This window comes from Flavobacterium sp. 83 (assembly GCF_000744835.1).
Classification (GTDB): domain Bacteria; phylum Bacteroidota; class Bacteroidia; order Flavobacteriales; family Flavobacteriaceae; genus Flavobacterium.
The window spans coordinates 2,311,753-2,333,338 of the sequence record NZ_JQMS01000001.1; the positions used below are offsets into that span (position 1 = coordinate 2,311,753).

General features: G+C 34.9%; 16 protein-coding genes. 12 read left to right on the top strand and 4 right to left on the bottom strand.

Annotated features, from left to right (window positions below; genetic code table 11):
• The first annotated feature begins 9 nt into the window (after positions 1 to 9).
• The 10 genes from T410_RS10230 (at position 10) to T410_RS10275 (ending at position 10,928) form a co-directional block, all read left to right on the top strand.
• Complete coding sequence (locus T410_RS10230) at positions 10 to 447, top strand: molybdenum cofactor biosynthesis protein MoaE (RefSeq protein WP_035671297.1); 438 nt, start codon at positions 10 to 12, stop codon at positions 445 to 447.
• Positions 448 to 613: 166 nt separating this feature from the next.
• Entirely contained in the window at positions 614 to 1,528 is a 915-nt protein-coding gene (gene moaCB, locus T410_RS10235; protein ID WP_035671299.1) for a bifunctional molybdenum cofactor biosynthesis protein MoaC/MoaB, read from the top strand.
• Positions 1,515 to 2,522 (top strand): GTP 3',8-cyclase MoaA, encoded by a 1,008-nt coding sequence (moaA, locus tag T410_RS10240; protein ID WP_035671301.1) that lies wholly within the window; start codon positions 1,515 to 1,517, stop codon positions 2,520 to 2,522. The genes moaCB and moaA overlap by 14 nt, the downstream gene beginning before the upstream one ends.
• Before the next feature lie 298 nt (positions 2,523 to 2,820).
• Positions 2,821 to 4,425 (top strand): hypothetical protein, encoded by a 1,605-nt coding sequence (locus T410_RS10245; protein WP_035671304.1) that lies wholly within the window; start codon positions 2,821 to 2,823, stop codon positions 4,423 to 4,425.
• A gap of 19 nt (positions 4,426 to 4,444) precedes the next feature.
• Positions 4,445 to 4,828, top strand: coding sequence for a hypothetical protein (locus T410_RS10250; protein ID WP_035671306.1), 384 nt, complete (start codon positions 4,445 to 4,447; stop codon positions 4,826 to 4,828).
• A 16-nt stretch (positions 4,829 to 4,844) separates the two neighbouring features.
• Complete coding sequence (locus tag T410_RS10255; RefSeq protein WP_035671308.1) at positions 4,845 to 7,334, top strand: Hsp70 family protein; 2,490 nt, start codon at positions 4,845 to 4,847, stop codon at positions 7,332 to 7,334.
• 11 nt (positions 7,335 to 7,345) lie between these two features.
• Complete coding sequence (locus T410_RS10260) at positions 7,346 to 7,801, top strand: TerB family tellurite resistance protein (RefSeq protein ID WP_035671310.1); 456 nt, start codon at positions 7,346 to 7,348, stop codon at positions 7,799 to 7,801.
• 216 nt (positions 7,802 to 8,017) lie between these two features.
• Positions 8,018 to 8,659: a hypothetical protein gene (locus tag T410_RS10265; protein ID WP_035671313.1), complete on the top strand. Its 642-nt coding sequence runs from the start codon at positions 8,018 to 8,020 to the stop codon at positions 8,657 to 8,659.
• A gap of 97 nt (positions 8,660 to 8,756) precedes the next feature.
• Positions 8,757 to 9,323, top strand: a complete 567-nt coding sequence (locus T410_RS10270) for a transposase (protein WP_035671316.1) — start codon at positions 8,757 to 8,759, stop codon at positions 9,321 to 9,323.
• A gap of 300 nt (positions 9,324 to 9,623) precedes the next feature.
• Positions 9,624 to 10,928, top strand: a complete 1,305-nt coding sequence (locus T410_RS10275) for a M28 family metallopeptidase (RefSeq protein ID WP_035671317.1) — start codon at positions 9,624 to 9,626, stop codon at positions 10,926 to 10,928.
• Positions 10,929 to 11,202: 274 nt separating this feature from the next.
• Here T410_RS10275 and katG read toward each other — a convergent pair whose 3' ends face one another.
• Positions 11,203 to 13,422 carry a catalase/peroxidase HPI gene (katG, locus tag T410_RS10280; RefSeq protein ID WP_035671319.1) on the bottom strand — a complete coding sequence of 740 codons (2,220 nt, stop codon included), beginning with the start codon at positions 13,420 to 13,422 and terminating at the stop codon, positions 11,203 to 11,205.
• A gap of 525 nt (positions 13,423 to 13,947) precedes the next feature.
• Here katG and T410_RS10285 point away from each other — a divergent pair.
• Entirely contained in the window at positions 13,948 to 14,613 is a 666-nt protein-coding gene (locus tag T410_RS10285) for a hypothetical protein (RefSeq protein ID WP_035671322.1), read from the top strand.
• A gap of 132 nt (positions 14,614 to 14,745) precedes the next feature.
• Here the strand turns inward: T410_RS10285 and T410_RS10290 are convergent, their stop codons facing one another.
• The 3 genes from T410_RS10290 to T410_RS10300 form a co-directional block, all read right to left on the bottom strand.
• Positions 14,746 to 15,294 (bottom strand): acyl-CoA thioesterase, encoded by a 549-nt coding sequence (locus tag T410_RS10290; RefSeq protein ID WP_035671324.1) that lies wholly within the window; start codon positions 15,292 to 15,294, stop codon positions 14,746 to 14,748.
• Between the two features lie 34 nt (positions 15,295 to 15,328).
• Positions 15,329 to 16,768 carry a rubredoxin gene (locus T410_RS10295; RefSeq protein ID WP_035671327.1) on the bottom strand — a complete coding sequence of 480 codons (1,440 nt, stop codon included), beginning with the start codon at positions 16,766 to 16,768 and terminating at the stop codon, positions 15,329 to 15,331.
• A gap of 72 nt (positions 16,769 to 16,840) precedes the next feature.
• Positions 16,841 to 20,353, bottom strand: a complete 3,513-nt coding sequence (locus tag T410_RS10300; protein ID WP_035671331.1) for a nitrate reductase — start codon at positions 20,351 to 20,353, stop codon at positions 16,841 to 16,843.
• 260 nt (positions 20,354 to 20,613) lie between these two features.
• Between T410_RS10300 and T410_RS10305 the strand changes: the two genes are divergently transcribed.
• Positions 20,614 to 21,318: a Crp/Fnr family transcriptional regulator gene (locus tag T410_RS10305; protein WP_035671333.1), complete on the top strand. Its 705-nt coding sequence runs from the start codon at positions 20,614 to 20,616 to the stop codon at positions 21,316 to 21,318.
• Positions 21,319 to 21,586: the final 268 nt, after the last annotated feature.

The following is a 21,586-nucleotide window of genomic DNA, read 5'->3' on the forward strand; positions in this document are numbered from 1 at the left end:
ATAAAGATCATGAGTAAGAAAACTGTTTTCATTCAAGGACCAATTTCTTCAGAATTTATAGGGCAGTCGATTGCGAAACACCAATCGAAAACCACTATTGGCGCACATAATATTTTTTTGGGTCAGGTGAGAGCCGATGCAATTGATGGGCAAATCGTAGCTGCAATTGATTACACCGCTTACGAAGAAATGGCAGACGAAGCCCTGAACGCAATTAGAGAGAAAGCTTTCGCGCAATTCGATTTAATTTGCATGCACATTTATCACAGTTTGGGTACGGTGAAATCAGGCGAAATCTGTTTGTTTGTATTTGTTTCGGCAACCAGAAGAAAACAAGTGTATGAAGCCACGGAAACGATTGTGAATTGGATAAAAACTGATGTGCCTATTTTTGGTAAAGAAATTTTTGAAAATAGTACTTTTACTTGGAAGAAAAACAGTTTGTAGTCATAAAAGTCATAAAGTCGAAGGTCGAAAGTCTTAAAGTGGATTGGCCTGAAGTCTTTTTGAATACTATAAATAGTATAATCCAAACGAATTAAAAAATAACGGTTTTATTGTTTCAAGAGGCTGACTTTGCAACTTTTGACTTTAAAACTTTAGACACATAAAAATGGTTGATATCACACATAAAATAAGTACGCTCCGAACCGCAACCGCAAAGGCAACAGTTATAGTTAGCAAGCAAGAAACTATTGATGCCGTTGTAAATAATCTGGTTCCAAAAGGAAACGTACTGGAAATGGCTAAAACTGCCGGGTTATTTGCCGTGAAAAATACACATTTATCGATTCCGGATTGCCATCCTATTCCAATTGAATTTACATCGGTGGAATATGAAATCAACGAATTAAGCATCGATATTATTTTCAACGTGAAAACGGTTTACAAAACCGGAGTTGAGGTCGAGGCGATGCACGGTGCTTCCATTGTGGCACTTACGATGTACGATATGCTGAAACCAATTGACAAAAATATCGAGATTTCGACCATTAAATTAATCAATAAAGAAGGTGGAAAATCTTCTTTCAAAAATAGATTTCCATCCGCCATTAAAGCGGCGGTTTTCGTTTGTTCCGATTCTATTTTTGCAGGAGATAAACAAGATCGTTCGGGTAAAATAATTGTCGAGAAACTGGAAATTAGCGGAGTGGAAACTACGCATTACGAAATTATACCGGATGAAATTGATATGATTCAAGAGCGGACTAAAGCTTTCGCCAAAGAAAATCAATTGATCATTTTTACCGGTGGAACCGGGCTTTCGCCAAGAGATGTTACACCGCAAGCATTGGAACCGTTATTAGAAACCAGAATTCCGGGCATTGAGGAAGCCATACGCAATTATGGGCAAGAACGCATGCCGTATTCCATGCTTTCCAGAACCGTTGCAGGAACTTTAGGAAATTCTTTGGTATTGGCTTTGCCGGGTTCAACCAATGGCGCAAAAGAATCTATGGATGCCATATTTCCTCATGTGCTGCATGTTTTTCATATTTTAAAAGGCAATAATCATGACACCAAATAATGCTGTTTTAACGGATGATTTTGGACGTAAACACAACTATTTGCGTATTTCCTTAATTGAAAAATGCAATTTGCGTTGTACCTATTGCATGCCGGCCGATGGAATTGTATTAAGTCCAAAAGCGAGCTTGATGACGGCTGACGAAATTCACGCCATCGCCCAAACATTCGTCAATAATGGTGTTGACAAAATAAGATTGACCGGCGGAGAACCGTTGTTAAGAAAAGATTTTCCTGAAATTATAGCCAAACTGGCTTCACTTCAAACCGAGATTTCCATCACTACAAACGGAATTCTGATTAACAAACATATAGACGTTTTAAAGCAATTTAACGTCAAGAAAATCAACTTGAGTTTAGATACTTTGGTGGCTTCAAAATTCCATTCCATTACGCTTAGAAACCAGTTTCAGAGTGTAATTGATAATTTGCATTTGTTGCTGAACAATGATTTCAAAATCAAAGTCAATGTGGTTTTGATTAAAGGATTCAATGACGATGAAATCATTGATTTTATTAAGCTCACTCAGTTTTTGCCCATTTCGATTCGGTTTATAGAATTCATGCCTTTTGCAGGAAATGAGTGGGACAAGAGCAAAATGGTTTCTCAAAAGGAGATTCTGGATCAGGTACAACATCATTTTCAGGAATCGGATGTAGAGAAATTAGAAGACGATACAAACTTCACCGCCAGAGAATTCAAAATAAAAAACTACATGGGAAGTTTTGGTATCATCAGTTCGATAACCAATCCTTTTTGTGAGGGTTGCAATAGAATTCGCCTTACGGCCAATGGCAAAATAAAAAACTGTCTGTTCTCCAACTCCGAAACAGATTTACTGACGCCTTTCAGAAATGGCGAAGCGATAGAAGACTTGATTGCTTTTGCCATTAAAAATAAAAAGAAAGTACGCGCAGGAATGACTACTATCGAGGATGTAAATAATCCCGCTTTGAATCAAGATAACCGCAGCATGATTGCTATTGGCGGTTAATACTACGCTTTTTTTTAGAAGCTATTTACTTCGTCTGTTCGTTTCACTCGGGTCCGTTATTCGTTACAACCCATTTGGTCTCCAACCCTTTTTCTAGGTGCTGGCAGGAGCTTCCTGCGATCGCTCTGTCACCACCAGAAAAAGTGGTTTTCTACCTGCATGGGGTTTTCACTGCTACCGGGGCTAGGGATTTTGTAGAAAAAATAACGTGAATGAGGTTTCCCGTAAAGTTTACAATTAAGAAGGTATTATTTTTGAAAATGAATTAATTGTCAAAAACTATAAAACGAATAAGTAAATGCAATACATCAACCCAATTGAAATATTAGGATTATCAAATGCTAGAGACGCAACGAGTATTGATAATGAAATTGTAAAAAAGGCTAAACGAAAACTATTTGCCGACATTGACTTATCGGACAACGGACATTTTGAATATTGCGGGCTTGAACTAACAAAAGGCGACTGTGAAAAAGCAATTGATGAGCTTGCAAATAATGACTTGAAAGAGTTTTATTTGTATTTGGCTTCAAACAAAAAACTCAATAATTTTTTAGTGAATGGTAATGATGAAGTTTTTACAAACTTCAAACAAGATAGTATTTTTAAACTGCCAGAGTTTATAAAATTTATAAGCCCATATTTTGCGCCAAAATTTGACAAAGCATTATTATCAGCTTTTGAAAACAAAAGTGTGGAACAAACAAAAGCCATTTTAAATACTTCTATCTTAATTTCAAATGCGGATATAAATATTGCCTACAAGAATGTTTCAATTAATATTCAAAATAAGATTTCAGAAATAGATGAAATTACAAAAGATATTAAAAATGAAGAAAGCATCTATGATGATTCAGATATAGAAGACGTTTTAGATATCGTAAAAGAACATTTTCCTTCACAAGTAATAAATAGTTTACCTCTATACTTTCAAAGTCAAATTTTAAAAATTGCAAAGTCAATAAACTTTCTACAGCTAGCTATTTGGGATGCTTTTGATAACTCACAAGTTCCAAATGACTTGTTAGAATACCTCTTAACACTAAATATTGGAGGCTTAGACAAACCAACATTTGAAAGCAATTTTAAAATTGTAAAAAGGAAAAATGACGAAAGAATTGAACAAGCGAAAAATGCGCCATTACTGAAAAAATGGGCAAACTTACTTCTAGATTTAAGAAAATTAATTACAGAAGTTGACAACAAAACAATAACTTCTATATTAGTTCAAGAAAGAATTAATAGTATACTCAATATTACTGAATTAAATGCTTTACCTCCTTTTGCAAATGAAATTAGAACTCAAATAGGTTATTCTATTAGAAGCCTATCAATTGCAATATGGAATAAGCAAAGCGATATAAAAAGTGCATTAGCTGCTATTAATCTGGCTATACAAATTAATGTAAATGAAGAGGTAAGTGAAAAATTTAGGCAAGACCAAGCCGAACTATTCGAAATTGAAAAAAAATTTAAAGGAGTTTTAGTTTGTCATTTTTGTGACAAGAATGCGCCAAATGAAGGCAGTAAAATAATTAAAACAATTTATAAAGAAACCTATAGAAGCTACATTCCAAGAAAAGTTCAATTTTCTTATTTGAATGTTGATATTCCACGTTGTGCGTCCTGTAGTACGATTCATTCAAATGGGAATACTAAGTATTATTTGTTTTTGTTTGGAGGAATTGTACTAGGTGCGATAATCGGTGCTATGATTGATGAACATTTTTTTATTGGAGGAATTATAGGATTTATTTTTGGCTTTGTTGCGGGAAATCTTATGGAAAGCGCAACATCAAATAAAGAAGGAGTAAAAGAGGCATCCGATTCCACATTATACAACCACCCATTATTAATAGAAAGAATGAAACAAGGATGGTCATTTTCAAAACCAAGCGCGTAAAACTTAAATAAAAAATCAAATGCAAGAAATAAAAAAAGTTACAGTAAAAGTTCCTCAGGCTTACCTTGATTTAATGAATCAAATATTTGAAATTGAAAAAAAGACTTTAAATCTAAAAGAAGAAAACTCAATTCAACGCAACATTAATAAAATTAATGGTTTATTAGAAGACGGTATTTTTAATGATGTGGGATTATCTTCTTATAACCCGTTAGGTGAAAATTATTCTGATACTAGAACTGACTGTGAAGCAACAATTTCTGGTACAAGTATTGAAAATCTTGAAATTGTAGAGGTAATTAAACCAATTATTTTTTACACTTACAAAGAAAATGGAAATGTTATGAAAATAATTGCACAGCCAGCGGTAGTGATAGTTCAATCAAAAAATATTCATAAATAAATAGACTCAAATAATTATGGAAAATACAATTAATTACGGAATTGATTTAGGCACAACCAATAGTGCTATTGCTAAATTTATAAAAGGTGAAGTTATCATCTTTTCAAATCCCCAAGATTATGGCAGAAACACCTTACCGTCAGTCGTATCTTATAAGAAAGATAAAATTACGGTTGGAAACAAAGCCAAAGAGTTTTTAGAAAAAGACCCGAAAAGTGTTGTTGGTGTTTTTAAAAGAAAAATGGGTACATCAGAAAGTTTTAAAATAAAATCTATAAACGAATCCAAAACACCTATTGAATTATCAACTCAAGTTTTGAAAGAGCTAAAAACTTTTGTTAATACTGGCGATAATTTAGACGCAGTTGTAATTACAATTCCAGCATCATTTGATACCATTCAATCAAACGCAACAAAAGAAGCAGGAATACAAGCAGGATTTAAACAAGTCGTTTTATTGCAAGAACCTATTGCGGCAAGTTTGGCTTATGCTAATATGAAGAAAGAAAGAGAGCTGCAGGATGGGCAATGGATGGTTTATGATTTAGGAGGGGGAACTTTTGACGTAGCCTTGATTAAAATAAAAGACGGCGAAATGAAAGTTTTAGACCATGAAGGTGATAACTTTTTAGGTGGTGCCGACTTTGATAATATGATAGTGGAGAAATTAGTTATTCCGAAAATTTGTGAAAAATTTAATTTCTCAAATTTAGAAGACGATATGAAAAGCGCATCAGGTAAATTCAATGCAAAATATTATGTATTATTGCGTAGAGCTGAAGAAGCGAAAATTACATTATCATCAAAAACATCAGCAGAAATTGTTGTGGATGGATTTGAAGATGAAGATGGTAATGAGGTTGATATGGAAATTATTATAACTCGTTCCGAATTTAACGAATTGATAAGACCAAATATTGATGGAACAATTGAAATGATTAAACAAATCCTTACAAGAAATTCTTTAAATCCATCAGACCTTCAGTTCACTTTAATGGTTGGTGGTTCTACATATATTCCTTACGTCCGTAGCCGTGTAGAAGAAGTCTTGCAAATTCCAGTCAATTGTGAAATTGACCCAACTACCGCAGTTGCTATTGGTGCTGCATATTATTCTGCAACAAAAGCCAAAGAATTAGAGAAAACTGATGCCAAAGCTAAAACAAGTATTTCTATAAAAACTGCTTACAACAAAGCTTCAAAAGAAAAGGATGAATTATTTTCTGCGAGAGTTACAGGTGTAATTGATGGATTATCATACAGAATTACAAGGCAAGACGGTGGTTTTGATAGTGGTATAAAAAAATTATCAGAGAGAATCAGTGAAGATTTACCATTAGTTGATGGAGCATTTAATTTCTTTTCCCTTGTGGTATATGATGGTCAAAATAATATTATCGCAACTGACATTGAACCAATCGGGATTAATAGTGGTTTTGGGATTAGTGGACAACCGATACCAGAGGATATTTGTTTAGAGGTTGATGATTATGATAACCCAGGTAAAACAAGGTTGCAATTAATATTTCAGAAAAATACAATATTACCTTCAAAAAAAACACTTACATTCCCTTTAAATAAAACGATAATAAAAGGGACTGAAGACGAAGTAATAAATGTTAATCTTTTAGAAGGGTCTCATTTGGCTTTGCCTGAAGCAAATAAAGGTATTGGGTTTATGTTTATTACTGGTAAAAATTTAAAACGGGATATAAGCAAAGGTTCTGATATTGAAATAACTGTTACTATTTCAGAATCACGAGACTTAACTATATCTGCTTACCTAAATATGGCAGACCAAGAATTTAAGCAAACTTTCAATCCTAAAGAAAGACATATTCCAGTTGATTTTTTAAAAGAACAAGTTGAAGATTTATCGGAAAAGTTAGAAAGTGAAATACAAGAAGCTACAGATAAAGAAGATTATGAGACGGCAAGTACTTTGAGTAAACTAAAGAAAGAAATGGAAACCGTAAGTATTGAAACAGAATCTTTAACGAGTGATGACGTTACAGATAAACGATACCAATTGGAAGATAAAAAAAGAAAAATCGCTCAAGAAATTGATAGTGCAACAAAAAATAAAAGAATTCAGCAAGTAAAAACACATTATTTTGAGATAAAAGATGAGTGTAAAATTATGTTAGATGAAAATGGCAATGACCATGAGAGAAAAACATTTAATGATATTGTGGCTCAGGAAAATATCTTTTTTGCTACAAACAGTCCAATAAAAATTCAAGAGAAATCAGATGAAATACGTAGCATTATGTCCCGCATACGCTGGAGAACTCCAGATTTTTTAACAGATATTTTCCAATGGTGTAAAAACAATCAAACTAGAATGAACGACCAAGCGCAATCAAAAAGTTTGATAGATGCGGGAAATTTTGCAGTTGAGAGTAGTAATTGGGAACGACTGTCTGAAATAAATAGTGGTTTATTAAATCTACTTCCTAAAGGTGCAGAAAAAGAGGCAACAACTAGAATTGGTTTTGGACTTTAAAAATAAGTAAAATGAAAAATTTAGATTTTAAAAATTTCCTTTTCAAGTCAGCTGTGATGGCTATGGCTTGTGATGGAGATATTGCGGACGAAGAAGTTATTGAAATAAAAAAAATAGTAGCTAATGAAATTTATTTTTTGGGCTACGATTTTGAAGAACCTTTAAAAGTCAATATTGATAATATAAAGGTTAATGGGAGAAATGCCATTAACCTTTATTTGCAGGAAATTGTATCGAACGACTTAAATGAACATCAAGAACTTTTAATTATTGAAATACTTTTAAGAGTTATTCAAGCAGATGGAAAAGTTGAAGAAAGTGAATCAAAGTTTTTACAAATGGTAAAATCTAAGCTCAAAGTTGACGAACAGACTTTGATAATAAAATTCCCTCAGCAGATTGAAGTTTTAATGGACTTTAATAATTATGGATTACATGAAGAATTTACAAATGATATTTCAATCTAATGCTACAAGTAGGACTCCCCGATTACTATGGTTTAAGCAAATAATAATTCACCGCTACCGCACGAATCCTTTCGTGTGGTTTCTATTGAAAATGTCATTATGAAAAAAAATCGTAATTCCTAGCCCTGATGGTCGAATTATTTCCCCGCTGCCGCACGAATCCTTTCGTGTGGTTCGTGTAAATTAAAACTAAACTTGTAAATTAAATTAAATTAAATGATAAAAATAATTGATGGAAAAATTGATGAGAATCAATATGACAGTTCATTGTGTAAAATTCTATGGATTTTGAAAGAAGCAAATGTCTCTCAAGAAGACAAAGACAAAGAGATAGATGTATGTGCGGGCTTTCGCGAAGATTGGCATATGAAAAATGCTTTATCTGTTCCAACATTTAGAAAAATGATATATGCAACTTATGGTATTTTGAATCCAAGTGTTGAGTGGCAAAATGTGCCATTTGCTAACGAAGAAGCTTATGAGGTTGTTAAAAAAATTGCCTACATCAATATTAACAAATATCCCGCAAGCTCATTGTCTAATGACGTGGATATAAAAAAAGCGTACGATGATAATAAGGAAGATCTTATAAAACAAATAGCTGATTTAAACCCTAATATAATAATATTCGGAAATACACTTAAGTATTTTGAGTTTGAAGATTTAGACAAAATTGGATGGAGTATTTCAAATACAGAAAAAAAATATGTTGATGATAGTACTCATAACACAGCGTTTTATGAGGTTTCTTCTGATAAACTATGTATTAATGCTTATCATCCGTCCTATCCCAAAATAGCAGACAAAGTCTATTGGGATGAAATGAGAAAAGCATTTACTATTTGGAAAGCAAACTAGTATTGCCCTCGCTATCCCCCGCTACCGCACGAATCCTTTCGTGTGGTTCGTGTAAATTAAAACTAAACTTTCTATATTAATCTAAAAAACAGTAACTATGAGTAGAAATTATAAATTTCATAATCCAGAGGGTTTGTACTTTATTAGTTTTGCGGTTGTAGGTTGGTTAGATGTATTTACTCGTAATGAGTACAAAGATTTATTTCTTGAAAGTGTAGCATTTTGTCAAAAAAATAAAGGATTAGAAATTCATGCTTGGTGTATTATGAGCAATCATGTGCATTTAGTTTTTAGGAGTATAAAGGATCAGAAGCCTGAATTAATGATTGGTGATTTAAAACGGTTTACCAGTCAATCAATTGTAAAAAGTATACAAGAAAACCCAAGAGAAAGCAGAAAAGAATTCTTATTGGATTTTTTTAAAAAAGAAGCTGAAAAAAGTTCAAATGTAAAACACTATCAATTTTGGCGTCATGATAATCAACCTATTGAGTTGTGGAGCAATGCCGTTATTCAACAAAAGATAGACTATGTACACAATAATCCTGTAGAAGGAGGCCTAGTTTATAAAGCAGAAGATTACGTTTACAGTAGTGCCATTGATTATTCAGGTCAAAAAGGATTAATTGATGATGTAGTTGTTTTTAGAATGTTTGGTATTTAACGACAACGAACCACACGAAAGGATTCGTGCGGTAGCGTTGTTGATAATGACCAGATTGTGAAAATGTCATTATGAAAATAGTTCGTAATTCCTAGCCCTGATGGTAGCGGCATCCTCGTAGTCCCGAAGCGTCGGGACTACGAGATACAGCGGACAGCGGGAGGATTCGTTCTTGAAAACTGCAATCGTTCTGCTCCAAATTATAAACACGTCCTGAAATCTTTTTAGTAGTTTTACTGTAACACAATTTCAATACTGCACTCTTACTGTAGCATCTATTGTCATTAAACGATATACTTTATGAAAAAAAATGTTTTAAGTGCCGTTGTACTTTGCTCGGCCTATATGTTGCAGGCGCAGAACATCAATAAAATTATCAAAATAAAAGACGTTACCGAGATAGAGAAAGTGCTTTCGGCAGATGATATGCAAGGCCGCAGAGCGTTTACTCCCGGTATCGATAAGGCTTCCGCTTATATTGAGTCTGAATTTAAGAAAATAGGACTGCAAACATTTAACGGTGCGAAAGATTTCAAGCAGGAATTTTCTATGACGGAGTCTAAAAATGTTTCCTTAAATGTTTTAATCGATGGTAAAGCGATAGATAAAGACGATGTGGTTTCTTTTTCCTACCAACCACAAATGGCTATGACTGAAAAAAGTGATGTTCAGGTTGTAAAAATAAATGCCGGAGATAAATTTGGCCCGAAGTTTTACGAATATTACCAGAGCGCTAAAAACCTGTTGGTTCTTGTGGATGCTTCTTTTAAATCCCGAATCCCAAATGTGAAACACATTCCGCAAATGACTGCTAGTCCTGGAGGAAATACGGTGGTGTTTGTTTTTGGACCAACTGAAGCGACTCAGTTTTCAATAGAAGGCATCAATACCATTACAAAAAAAGCATTGAATAACGTAGTAGGCGTTTTGAAAGGCAAAAGCAAACCCAATGAATATGTGGTGTTTTCTGGACATTACGACCATCTGGGTGTGGGTTCGCCTGCAGAAGGAGAGCAACATGATGCAACGGATTCTATTTATAATGGCGCCAATGATGATGCCGCCGGAACTACAGCCGTAATCATGCTGGCCAAATATTTCAAGAAACTTAATAATAATGAGCGTACGATATTGTTTACCACATTTGTAGCAGAAGAAATAGGCGGTTATGGTTCTCAATATTTTTCGAAACAATTAAACCCGGATCAAGTTATGGCTATGTTTAACTTGGAGATGATTGGAACCGAATCAAAATGGGGTAAAAATTCGGCTTATATTACTGGTTTTGAGAAATCAAATATGGGTGAAATATTGCAGAAAAATTTACAGGGATCAGCGTTTAAATTTTATCCGGATCCTTATCCGGAACAACAATTATTCTATCGTTCCGATAACGCGACTCTGGCAAAACTGGGTGTTCCTGCACATACGATTTCTACGTCTAAAATGGACAGCGAACCGAATTACCACAAAGCAAGTGATGAAATAGAAACTTTGGATATGGATAACATGACTGAAATTATCAAAGCTATTGCCATCAGTTCTTCTAGTATCATTAACGGAAAAGATACACCGTCAAGAGTGGATAGCAGTGCTTTGAAATAGAAAGAAGTTTATTACTGGGGCTTCAGTTCTTGATAATTGAAGTTTTTATAGTAGAAATGGGTACTTATTTTACAATCAGTTTTTGTAAAATAAATACCCATTTTTTTATTTAAAATAGGTCGAATTTACTGCAATGCTACTTGGGTATTCACTTTCTTTTTTGAAAGCGATTTATTTGCCACCGATTCACTTTTTTGATTTATAAATAGTGATTTGGAAACAAAAAAAGTGGTCCGTTAAGACCACCTTTTTGTATTATAATGCAAGATTGAAATTAAACCAAGTCGAAACGATCCAGGTTCATCACTTTGTTCCAAGCTGCTATAAAGTCACTTACGAATTTCTGCTGCGAATCAGCACTAGCATAAACTTCAGCTAATGCTCTTAACTCAGAGTTTGAACCAAAAATAAGATCAACACGAGTTCCAATCCACTTTAATCCGCCTGTTTTGCGATCACTGCCTACAAACAAATCATCCGTTTCTGAAGCCGCTTTCCAAGTTGTACCCAAATCGAGTAGGTTGACAAAGAAATCGTTGGTCAGCACTTCTGGACGCGTCGTGAAAACACCGTTTTGTGATTGGTCAAAGTTGGCATTAAGAACACGCAAACCACCAACAAGAACCGTCATTTCTGGTGTGGTCAAGGTCAGTAATTGTGCTTTGTCAACCAGCATTTCTTCGGCAGATACCGTATATTTCGTCTTAGCGTAATTGCGGAAACCGTCTGCTTCAGGCTCAAGGACTGCGAAGGATTCCACATCTGTTTGTTCTTGTGATGTATCGGCTCTTCCGGGAGTAAAAGGAACTTTTACGTACTGACCTGCAGCTACTGCAGCTTTCTCAATTCCTGCACATCCTGCCAAAACTATTAAGTCAGCCATTGAAACTAATGTATTATCAGACTGAGAACTGTTGAATGCAGTTTGGATTTCACTAAGGGTATTCAATACTTTAGCCAGTTGCCCAGGATTGTTGACTTTCCAATCCTTTTGAGGAGCCAATCTAATACGAGCACCGTTTGCACCACCACGTTTATCAGAGCCACGAAACGTTGCTGCCGAAGCCCAAGCAGTAGCGACTAATTGAGATACAGATAATCCTGAATCAAGTATTTTTGCTTTAAGTGTAGCAATGGCATTGTCATCAATTAGCTGATGGGTAACGGCCGGAATTGGGTCTTGCCAAATTAGTTCTTCAGTAGGGACTTCCGGACCAAGGTAACGCGCTATTGGTCCCATATCGCGGTGCGTCAATTTGAACCAAGCACGAGCAAATGCATCAGCAAACTTATCAGGATTCTCGTGGAAATACCTTGAAATGGGTTCGTAAATAGGATCAACTCTCAAGGCGAGATCCGCTGTTAGCATCGTTGGTGCATGACTTTTTGAAGGGTTGTGAGCATCCGGAACTGTACCGGAACCAGCACCAGCTTTTGGTTTCCATTGGTGCGCACCAGCTGGACTTTTGGATAGTTCCCAATCGAATTTGAAAAGGTTTTCGAAGTAATTGTTACTCCATTTAGTAGGCGTAGTAGTCCAAGCACCTTCAAGACCACTGGTAATCGTATCTTCTCCATTTCCGGTACCAAATGTGTTTTTCCAACCAAGACCTTGCTCCTCAATAGGCGCTGCTGCAGGTTCTGGACCCACGTATTGGTTTGGATCGGCAGCACCATGGGTTTTCCCAAAAGTGTGTCCGCCGGCCATAAGCGCTACTGTTTCTTCGTCATTCATAGCCATACGCGCAAACGTCTCCCGAATGTCTCGAGCAGAAGCCAACGGATCAGGGTTACCGTTAGGTCCCTCAGGATTCACGTAAATAAGCCCCATTTGAACAGCCGCAAGTGGATTTTCTAATTCGCGATCACCAGTATAACGCTTGTCGTCCAACCATTTTCCTTCAGAACCCCAATAGATATCTTCGGCTGGTTCCCAAACATCGGCGCGGCCGCCAGCGAAACCAAAGGTCTTGAAGCCCATCGACTCCAGCGCACAGTTTCCAGTAAGAATCATCAAGTCGGCCCATGAAATTTTCTTACCATATTTTTGTTTGATTGGCCATAATAGTAAACGAGCCTTATCTAGGTTGGCATTGTCAGGCCAGCTGTTTAGCGGTGCAAATCGTTGGGTACCAAAACCTGCGCCACCACGTCCGTCAGCAATACGATACGTTCCTGCACTATGCCAAGCCATACGAATAAAAAAGGGTCCGTAGTGACCATAATCTGCCGGCCACCATTCTTGAGAACTAGTCATTAAGTCAAATAGGTCTTTTTTTACCGCATCCAGATCAAGACTCTTGAATTCCTCTGCATAATTGAATTCGTCACCCATAGGATTAGTTAGGGATGAGTGTTGGCGAAGAATACTTAATTTCAATTGATTGGGCCACCAGTCACTGTTTCTGGTTCCTGAACCTGCAGATTGTTTTGGAGTACTGTCCCCTGAAAACGGACACTTACCTGCTGATGTGTCCAAATTGTTGTTTTCCATAATATGATTGATTAGATGTTTTATAAATTCCTATGCTAATTTAGCTATTTTTATTTATCAAAAATATTTTATTAATAGATAAAAACTATAACAGTAACTGCTATCCGTTATGCAATCAGCTTATGGAAATTATTAAATAAACCCGTTGGGTGCAATTATTCAAAACGTCAGTTCGAGTGTTTTTTGTGGAGTAAAACGGAACAAAAAATGTATCGAGAACCGTTTTTAATAATAACTTTCTAGTTCTCGATATAATTTTCTATCGAAAATCACTCGAAATGACGAAAATTATCATCAAAAATTAATTACACCCAACGGGTTAAATAAAAGAAAATCGGAGTATCTGGAGATTAAAGTTAACTCTTAGGGTTTTAATAGAAAGAATGGGGTAATTTGCTCATTGTAATATATAATAGTATAAATTAGCGAGGTAAAAAAGCTCTCTAATGTTGCGTGTATATGTTAGCGGTAATTTTTTAAACCGAAGAAAAATCAAGACTTTTAATGCAATAAAAATCTTAAAAAGTGGAAAAATCGATATTCGAAAAGCATCCGTCAAAATTACTAAATGAGCTTTATTCAAAAAGAAATTATCAAGGAGCAAATCCAGTTGATGCAAAAATTCTATTTGTTGGCAGAGATCCAAATTGGGCAGTTGATGTAGAAAGTAAAGAAATGTTCAATTTCGTTTCTGAATATTTAACTGATGGAGTAACTTTTTGGAAAACGCATAATATACATCACCCTTTTTTGCTGCCAAACTATAAAGGTGACGGAAAACGATATCATAAAATATTTTCTAAACTAAAAGTTGACAACGAAGCATCAAGCAAAATATCATTCGTTGAACTAATTGGATTTCCAACTACAGGAATGGCGAAAACAAATAATAAAATTTTCTTAGAGTATTTAATTTCAGAAGAAAATAGAAATCACTTAATCGAATTAGATAATTTATTAAACGACTTTGACAAAACAATATTCATCGCTTGGGGATTGATAGAAGATTTTAAATTCTTGTACAGAAAAACGGGATTATTTATAAAATTCGCCGAGTTAGATAAAAGTGAAATGAGCATAAGTGATTTAAATAAATTTGAAAATATTTATATTCATCGACATTTTTCTGATGCAATTAGTAATGCGACGCTTGAAAAAATGGAAATAAAATTAAAACAAAAATTACAATAAAACAGCCACTGGTTCTTGTATGCAACGAGAAACTACTACTTACAAAAACTAAATATAGCGTTTGTAACGGGGTTCTGCTAAATTGTCTAATAGGTAAAATGTTGTTGTTTTATTTTAGAAAACCAATAGTCACTACTGCAACTCCACTTTTACATTATATTGATTTAAACTCAAAATAGTTTCGATGGATCCAAAGGTAGAAACGCTCTTTTGGTATTCTCTTTCTTTTTTCAGAGCGATTTGTTTGACACAGTTTTGAAACCGACTTACTTCTTTTAGATTCGTAAGGATTAATCCGGGAACAGGGGCATTTTTTCCGTCTTTGTCTTTGGAAACCATTGTAAAATAGGAAGAATTGCAATGTTTTATGACTCCGGTTTGAATATTTTCAGCTTCTACACGAATACCAATAATCATCGAACTCGTTCCCACGTAATTTACACTGGCTTTCATAGTAACGAGTTCACCTACTTCAATAGGTTTCAAGAAATTCACGGTGTCTACAGAAGCTGTTACGCAATAATTGCCGGAGAATTTTGAAGCACAGGCAAAAGCAATTTGATCGAGCAGTGATAAAATATAACCTCCATGTATTTTGCCGCTAAAGTTAGTATGCGAAGGCAACATTAACTCAGAAATAGTGATATGAGAGGAACTTACTGTTTTGAAAGTAGTGTTCATTTTATGAATTGTTTATGTTTGTAAAAAAGCTTTTTTATAGCGTGTTAAGTTTTTCTCCTGTCAAAGCTATAAAATTTATTTTAGGTGATTCGCATAAAGAACAGCAATAGTCTTCCGGTAAATCTTTAAATAAAACCCCTTTTTCAATTCCTTGAATTACATCTCCGAATTCTGAATTGTAAACCGTCAAACACTCTGGACATTGATGAATATCTTGCGCTGCTTTTTCTTTTTTGGTGGCTGTGGTAGGTACTTCAACAATTTGATTTCCTAAATCCTCAAAATATTTTCGGCTCAATTCAATCAAAATGGTTGGTAATTCCAGTTTATCTACGTCTTGGGTATGAACAATATAGTCTTTGGTATTGGGGTCAAAATTTTTGGCATACAAAACATTGTACGTATCTCTAATTTTGATGGATTCTAAGTCTTTTGGCAGTTCATTTTTTTCAACTACAATCGAAGTGAAATAATGTCCGTCCCTATTGTATTCTGATAAACCAAAGGTAAGTCCGTAGGTACTAATGTCGAACTGATCCAGCGTTCGAACCAGAAAAGTCTTCAGATTTAATGCCCATTCCATCGCAACCGGTAAATGCCAGTTGAGTTCCAATAAAGAATGACGCACGTTAATTCCTTTTTTTCCCAAGAATTTTTCCCAATCTAATTTTCTGTCTTTTGGTATCCCTTTTACGATAAAAGATTTCCATGGTGTGATGCATATTTTACCAATTTTGCAATCAAAACATAAATCGCACATTTCTTTCAAAAAATCTAAATCGTATAGATTGTTTCTCCAGTATAATCCCAACCAATATTGATCAATTCCCAATCGGTTCATTCCTTCATAATACGGAAATGGATAAAACGGAATGTTCAATGGTTTGTCAATAGTTCTGTTATTAGTGTCCAAAGCATCGCTGAGCAATTGAAAAATCATATCGACAGAATCAGGTTCTTCTTCGAGTATTTTTTCAATGGCATAATATACTTCGGCTATATTCCAACTGTAAATCAGTACGGGATACATTTCCATTTTATCCCAATTAGGCAAACGAATATATAGAAACCAATAATCTTCATGGTCCGAAGCAATAAAATTGATGTGTCCCGTAAACAAAGGAACTAATTGTTGTTTTGGATCGGTGATGTTAACTTTTAACTTGGGTTGTTCCTTAAATTGCTCTAGAATATATAAAAACTTATTTCCGGTAAGCCAAGGTGTATTTCTGAAAATATCAGTAGAAACATAGGAAGAAACAATGTTGTTTCCACTTTTTTCATTGGGATAAACAAAATGATTCTTACCTGTTTTTTCCTTTTCAATTAGGGTAAAACCTTTAGGGAATATAATATCTTGTCGAGAACCAAAGGAGATAGATTCCAATCCCTGTTCTAAAGCCATGTTTACAATTCCACGTAATTCACCCGGTGAAATAACGCCTCCTTTTACTATTAGTCTTGTCAATTCCATAATTTATATAGTTTCAAGTTTAAGGTTTCAAGTTTAAGGTTTCGTATTTAAACCTTAAACTTGAAACAAAAACTATTTAATTTTTGCTAAAATTTCTTTAACTTCTGTTTTGCAACTTCCACAACCTAATCCGGCACCAGTAGTTTTGCATAATTCGGTGAAATTGGTCACGCCACTTTTTATGGCTTCTTCAATATTTCCGCTTCCTACCTGGGAGCAGGAACAAACTAATTTACCAATTACTGGTTTCGTATTCGAACTTCCTCTAAGCAAGGTATTTCTTTTGTCAGATAATTCGATTTTGCTTTCAATCATGGTTTTGAATTCGGCAAACTCATTTTTATCCCCCATCAAAATTGCACCAACTAATAAGTCGTTTTTGACGATACATTTTTTATAATATCTTTTTCCTAAATCAGCAAACACAATTTCTTCATACGAATCGTCATTGTCCGGGATTTCGATTTCTCCTATACTGCATAAATTAATGTCTTCCAGTTTTAGGATATTCATCAAAACCGAACCTTTATAAAAACTGCTGATATCTCCGGCCATATAATTTGCCAATACATCCGCTTGTTCTTCAGCAGCCGAAGTAATTCCGAATAACTGATTGTTGAATTCGGCTATTTCACCAATGGCGAATACGTTTGGAATCGATGATTGTAAATACTGATTTACTTTTACACCACGTCCGCAGGAAATCCCGGATTCTTTGGCTATTTCTATATTTGGAATGGTACCAATAGTATACACAATAGCATTGGCAGTGATAATTCGACCACTTTTCAGGGCGATTTCTATTTCATTTTGATTGTCGGTTTCGAATACAGTACTGACTTCATTATCAAAATAAATTTGAATGTCACGTAGTTGTACTTCTTCAGCAAGTAATTTACTCGAAATTCTATCTAGTTGACGTTCCATTAAACGGGAAGCCCTTTGAATTATCGTGATTTTTACTTTTTTATGTTTTAAGGCTGCGGCCAATTCTAATCCTAATAATCCACCACCTACAATAACTACATGTTGCTCTTCGGGAGTTAAATTAGTATTATCCAGATAGTTTTTTAATCGGTCTGCATCTTCTTTTTTTCTGATAGTGAATCGTCCAGGCAAATGCAACTGTGCATTTTCAGGAACAAAAGGCCTACTTCCGGTTGCTAAAATTAAAGAATCAAAAGAATGGGTGATGCCATTACTATCGAGAATTATATTTTCTTTGGTGTTGATGTTGTCAATTGAAACACCGGATCTCATGGTGATATTTAACTTGCTTAAAGAATCATCTTTTATTTTCAAAAGTTGTTTCCAAGAAAGTTCCGCAGTTACATATTCCGGTAGTAAAACCCTGTTGTAGAACGGATTTTCCTCATTCGAAAAAACAATAATTTCATCGGAAGTATTGATTTCCCTGTAGTTTTGAATGAATCGGAAGGCAGCTGCTCCAGCACCTACTACGGCGATTTTTTCGAAAGGTTTTATATATTTTTCAACAGCAACAGTGGTGAATTTAAAATCAGGCTCTTTTGATACAGGATCTACAAGCGTGTTGGTTAAATTATTGGTTCTGTTCAAATCATTTTCCAATTGTTTTCCCCAGTGCATCGGTAAGAAAACAACCCCTTCTTTAATGGTATCAGTAACTTTTGCTTTTACCCGAACAGTTCCGTTTTTACTGGTTACCACTACGATATCTCCAATATTTATAGATGCTTTGTAGGCATCAATAGGATTTATTTCAAGTACCGGGCTTGGGATATGCGTCATCAATCTGGATACTTTACCAGTTTTAGTCATCGTATGCCATTGGTCACGAATACGTCCTGTAGTTAAGATAAACGGAAACTCATTATTAGGTTGTTGTGATGTATTTTCAATAGCCGTTGGGATATTAAAAATAGCTTTTTGTGAAGGCGTGTAGAATTTTTTATCAGTAAACAAACGAGGTGTTCCAGGATGTCCATAATCAGGTACGGGCCATTGAAAAGTACCTTCGTTTTTTAGACGATTGTAATTTAAAAAGGAAATATCAATGTTTGTATCTTTTGTCATTAGACAATGTTCCTTATAAATATCTTCAGTGCTGTTGAAATTGAATCCGGTAAAATTCATTTTTTTAGCAAAACGAGTCAGAATTTCCACGTCAGGTAATGCTTCCCCTGGTGCATTGATGCCTTTTGGCAAATAAGAAATTCGTCTTTCAGAATTGGTCATTGTTCCTTCTTTCTCTAACCAACCTGCTGCCGGCAATAATAAATCGGCAAATTTTGATGTATCAGCGTTATGAGAAATATCCTGAACCACTACAAATTTGGCATTTGCCAATGCTTTTTCGACTCTGCGAGAATCGGGTAAACTCACTAACGGATTGGTACAAATAACCCAAATCGCTTTCATTTTTCCAGATTCTAAAGCTTCAAACATCTCTGTTGCCGTTAATCCCGGTTTTTCAGAAATCCCATCAACTCCCCAGAAATCAGCAACTTCTTTACGATGTATGGGATTATTGAGTTCTTTATGAACAGCAAGTAAATTAGCCATTCCGCCTACTTCACGGCCGCCCATTGCGTTTGGTTGTCCAGTCAATGAAAATGGTCCGGATCCTGGTTTTCCTATATGTCCGGTTAGTAAAGAAAGGTTGAGTAATGCGGTATTTTTGTCTACGCCAATAGCGCTTTGATTTAGTCCCATTGCCCAAAGCGAAAGAAATCCTTTGGCTTTACCAATGATGTCAGCAGCTAATTTGATGTCATTCAAGGGGACGCCACAAAGTTTCGCAGCTTTTTCTAAAGAGCTGGAAAGAACAAGGTCTTTATATAATTTGAAATTTTCAGTATGGTTTTTAATAAAATCATTGTCGGCATATCCTTTTTCGATTAGCCTTTTAGCCAAAGCATGGTATAAAATAATATCTGTGCCCGGAATGATTTGTAAATGTAAATCGGCAGCTAAGGCTGAATCCGTCTTACGAGGATCAACAACGATAATTTTTACTTTCGGATTTTTTTCTTTGTGTTGTTCCAATCTTCTAAAAAGAATAGGGTGACACCAAGCAGGATTGGCTCCGGTTATCAAAAAAGTATCTGCCAGTTCAATATCGTCGTAAGCGATTGGTACAGAATCTTCACCAAATGTTTTTTTGTATCCTGCCACCGCTGAGCTCATGCACAAACGGGAGTTGGTATCGATATTATTGGTTTTCAGAAATCCTTTTACCAGTTTGTTAACCAAGTAATATTCTTCAGTAAGGCATTGTCCGGAAATATAGAACCCTACACTATCCGGGCCGTGTTTTTTTATGATGGAAGAAAAGACTGCTGCTGCGCGATCCAGAGCGGTATCCCAGCTCACTCTTTCCATAGGGTGGGATTTACTCCATCGCATTTCTGGATACAGGATTCGGTCGGAAGTATCATTGACTACGTAATGTAGGTTCATTCCTTTGGAACAAAGCATACCTCTGTTTACCGGATGGTCTTTATCGCCTTTGACAGTGACTCCATTTTTAGAATCATTGGTTACTATAATTCCGCATCCTACTCCACAATAGGAACACGTAGTTTTGATTTCTGAATTTTGCATTATTGAATTTCTTTATTAATAATGAAAGCTTAGTATAATGATCTGTTAGTATCTTACGAAAGTGTAAAAATAAGTATTTTTACGTATTAATACGTATTAATTGAATTTTATTTTATATTTTTGGGTAAAATAAATATTTAGTGCCAAATTATTTGGGACCGATTTTAAATTTTACCTAAGAAATCGCCTTGTTTCAAAGTAGAAATACTTATAAAAATGATGATGCGATATTGCTTTTTAAAAACAAATATTAGTTTCGTATGAAAGAAGAATTAGCTACTTGTAGTACCTGTGTAAATGAAAATTGTTTTATTAAGAAACACATTCATTTAGAACAAATGAAAAATTATATTGATAGAAAACGCAGTTTTACCTGTAAAAAAACGCAACAATTTATCATTGAAGGCGCGCCAATTCAAGGTTTGTACTTTATTTACAAAGGAAAGGTAAAGACGGTAAAAACAGGTATCAACGGAAGAGAACAAATTGTGCGATTAACTAAGGACGGAGATACAATAGGTTTTAGAGGTTTTGGTACCAGCAAGCGTTATCTTATCGGAGCTTATGCTTTAGAGAACACAGTGTTATGTAATTTTAGTAATGAAGATATGCTGGAAATACTTCATAATGTTCCTGATTTAACCTTTGATTTAATGCTCTTTTATGCAGAAGAACTGAATAAAAGCGAGAATAATATTCGGAAAATTGCACATATGAATGTACGAGAAAGAGTAATTGATACCTTGTTGTATATTGATAGGAAATTTGGTCAGTCCAATGGTGTAATAGGAGTTGATTTGTCCAGAAAAGAAATCGCTGATTTTGCTGGAACTACTGAAGAGCAAGTAATACGGGTGATTTCAAGCTTGAAAAGAGAATTACTTATTAAAACCGTTGGCAAGAAAATCGGATTAATTAATACCGATAAATTAAAAATGGAAATAGAGGAACACAAATACCTTTAGATTTTTGTTTTTTTAGACCTATTATGTTTTTTACTCTTCCTATTTTTTTTTCTACAAAATAATTGATCTCAGCTACTTTTAAAAGTCAATTATTAAAATACTACCCAATCAAATTTTATAAATGCGTATTTTTTTCTACGTATTTAATTCTGCTCAAGTCAAGCTATAGTCGGGATGCGTGTTATTAACTGCTTTTTAGCAGTTAATAAACTGTCTTACTTCTCTATTTCACGGTGTTAAAAAGCTATTTGTATCTGTTTTCTATATT